The sequence below is a fragment of the Rhodovulum sp. genome (assembly GCF_011048875.1).
Taxonomy (GTDB): Bacteria; Pseudomonadota; Alphaproteobacteria; order Rhodobacterales; family Rhodobacteraceae; genus Rhodovulum; species Rhodovulum tesquicola.
This window is the reverse complement of sequence record NZ_DSDD01000158.1, coordinates 1-2,502: the sequence shown is the minus strand read 5'-3', so window position 1 is coordinate 2,502 and position 2,502 is coordinate 1. Positions and strand designations below refer to the sequence as shown.

At 67.0% G+C, this 2,502-nt stretch carries 3 protein-coding genes; all 3 read left to right on the top strand.

Annotated elements, in window-relative coordinates; all coding sequences use genetic code 11:
* Window positions 1–1,578 (top strand): DNA gyrase subunit A (locus ENN83_RS05625; RefSeq protein WP_287185040.1); only part of this gene is annotated, 1,578 nt, incomplete at its 5' end.
* Window positions 1,579–1,642: 64 nt separating this feature from the next.
* Window positions 1,643–2,263: a hypothetical protein gene (locus tag ENN83_RS05620; protein ID WP_287185038.1), complete on the top strand. Its 621-nt coding sequence runs from the start codon at window positions 1,643–1,645 to the stop codon at window positions 2,261–2,263.
* Between the two features lie 118 nt (window positions 2,264–2,381).
* A partial coding sequence (locus tag ENN83_RS05615) for a GTP-binding protein (protein WP_287185043.1) occupies window positions 2,382–2,502 on the top strand: 121 nt, incomplete at its 3' end.

Here is a 2,502-nt window from a genome sequence, read left to right as displayed (position 1 = left end):
GGGTCGTTCCGGCTGCGCGCGCATTGGCAGGTCGAGGATCTGGGCCGCGGCACCTGGCAGATCGTCGTGACCGAGATCCCCTATCAGGTGCAGAAATCCCGCCTGATCGAGCGGATCGCCGACCTGATCCAGACCCGGAAGCTGCCGATCCTGGCCGATATCCGCGACGAAAGCGCCGAGGACGTGCGCCTGATCCTGGAGCCGCGGTCGCGCAATGTGGACCCCGAGGTTCTGATGGGGGCGCTGTTCCGCAGCTCGGACCTGGAGATCCGCTTCAGCCTGAACATGAACGTGCTGATCGACGGGCGTACGCCCAAGGTCTGTTCGCTCAAGGAGGTGCTGCGCGCCTTCCTCGATCACCGCCGCGACGTGCTGATCCGGCGCAGCCAGCACCGGCTGGAAAGGATCGACTACCGGCTCGAGGTGCTGGAAGGGCTGCTGATCGCTTTCCTCAACCTTGACCGGGTGATCGACATCATCCGCTACGACGACGAGCCCAAGCTCGCCCTGATGGCCGAGGACTGGTCGCTGCGCCGCCCCCGCGCCACCTCCGAACGCGATTACGTCTCGCCGCTGCCCGCGACGGGCGCGGGCCAACTGACAGAGGTGCAGGCCGAGGCGATCCTGAACATGCGCCTGCGCTCGCTGCGGCGGCTGGAGGAAATGGAACTCAATGCCGAGCGCGACGCGCTGATGGCCGAACGCGCCGGGCTTCGGGACCTGCTGGGCAACGAGTCCGTCCAATGGGCGAAGATCGCCGATGAACTGCGCGAGGTACGCGAGAAGTTCGGCCGCAAATCCCCCGGCGGCGCGCGGCGCACCCGTCTGTCCGAGGCCGCCGAGGCCCCCGAGATGCCCATCGAGGCGATGATCGAGCGCGAACCGGTGACGGTCGTCTGCTCGAAGATGGGCTGGATCCGCGCGATGAAGGGGCATCTGGCGGATGGATCCTCGCTGAAATTCAAGGATGGCGACGAAGGCCGGTTCCTGATCGCGGCCGAGACCACCGACAAGCTGATCCTGTTCGGCGCGAACGGGCGCTTCTACGCCTTGCCGGTGGCGCAACTGCCCGGCGGGCGCGGCATGGGCGAGCCGGTGCGCCTGATGGTCGATCTGCCCAACGAGTCCGAGATCGTCGCGCTGATGATCCACCGCCCCGGCGAGCGTCTGCTGGTCGCCTCCAGCGCGGGCGACGGATTCCTTGTGCCCAGCGACGAGGTGCTGGCCCAGACCCGCGCGGGCAAGCAGGTGCTGAACGTCAAGGCACCCGAAACGGCACGGATCTGCCGCATCGTGGCGGGCGATCACGTCGCCTGCGTCGGCGAGAACCGAAAGGTGCTGGTCTTTGCGCTGGACGAGTTGCCCGAAATGGCGCGCGGCAAGGGCGTGCGGTTGCAGAAATACAAGGATGGCGGCCTGTCGGATGCCACCACCTTCACGCTGGCCGACGGCCTGTCCTGGCGCGACCCGGCCGGGCGCACCCGCACCGAAACCGACCTGTCCGAATGGCTGGGCAAGCGCGCCGGAACCGGCCGAATGGCCCCGCGCGGCTTCCCGCGCGACAACCGTTTCACCTGACGGGGCGTTGCGCGCCGTTCTCCCCTGCGCTATCCCGGGCGGGGTTTGCGACATTGGGGGGATCATGTTCCGCGCCGCTTCCGTTTTCCGTCCTGCGCTGCTGATCGGTGGGCTTTGGGTCCTTTCCGCCTGTGCCGCCAAGGATGCGATGGACAGCCCCGCCGAAGCGCTCGGCGATTTCAGTCTGGGCTACACCATCGTCGTCGCCGACAATGCCAAGCTGGTGCCGCCCAGCCGCTCCGCTGCCGCCGAGGAATGGCAGGCTGCGCTGAAACAGGCGCTGGAACGGCGCTTCTCGCGCTACGAGGGCGACAAGCTCTATCATTTCGGCATCAATGTGGACGGCTATGCGCTGGCCGTGCCCGGCGTGCCGGTGGTTGCCGCACCGAGATCGGTGCTGGTGATCTCGGCCAATGTCTGGGACGATGCGGCCAAGGCCAAGCTGAACGAAGAGGCCGAGCAGATGACCATCTTCGAGGGCATGTCGGGCGAAACCGTCGTGGGTTCCGGGCTGACCCGCAGCAAGGACCAGCAGATGCAGGTTCTGGCCGCGAACGCCGCCCGGCGGATCGAACGCTGGCTGGTCGAGAACCGCGAGGCGTGGTTCGGCTACGACCCGGCCGCCGAGGCGCCCACCGCTGCCTCCGCCCCGGTCGACGAGGTGTCGGCCGCGGTCCCGGAGTGACCGCTGCGCACCCGGCTGCAAGGCAAGTGGCGCTTGATTTCTCGCAAGCCAGCGACTAGAGAGCGCGCGATGTTGAATCGGGCCGTTGGCGGCCCCCTAATCAATGAGGCGCCCGGCCATGGGTAAGGCAAAGTTCGAACGTACGAAACCGCATGTGAACATCGGGACGATTGGTCACGTTGACCACGGCAAGACGACGCTGACGGCGGCGATCACGAAGTATTTCGGCGATTTCAAGG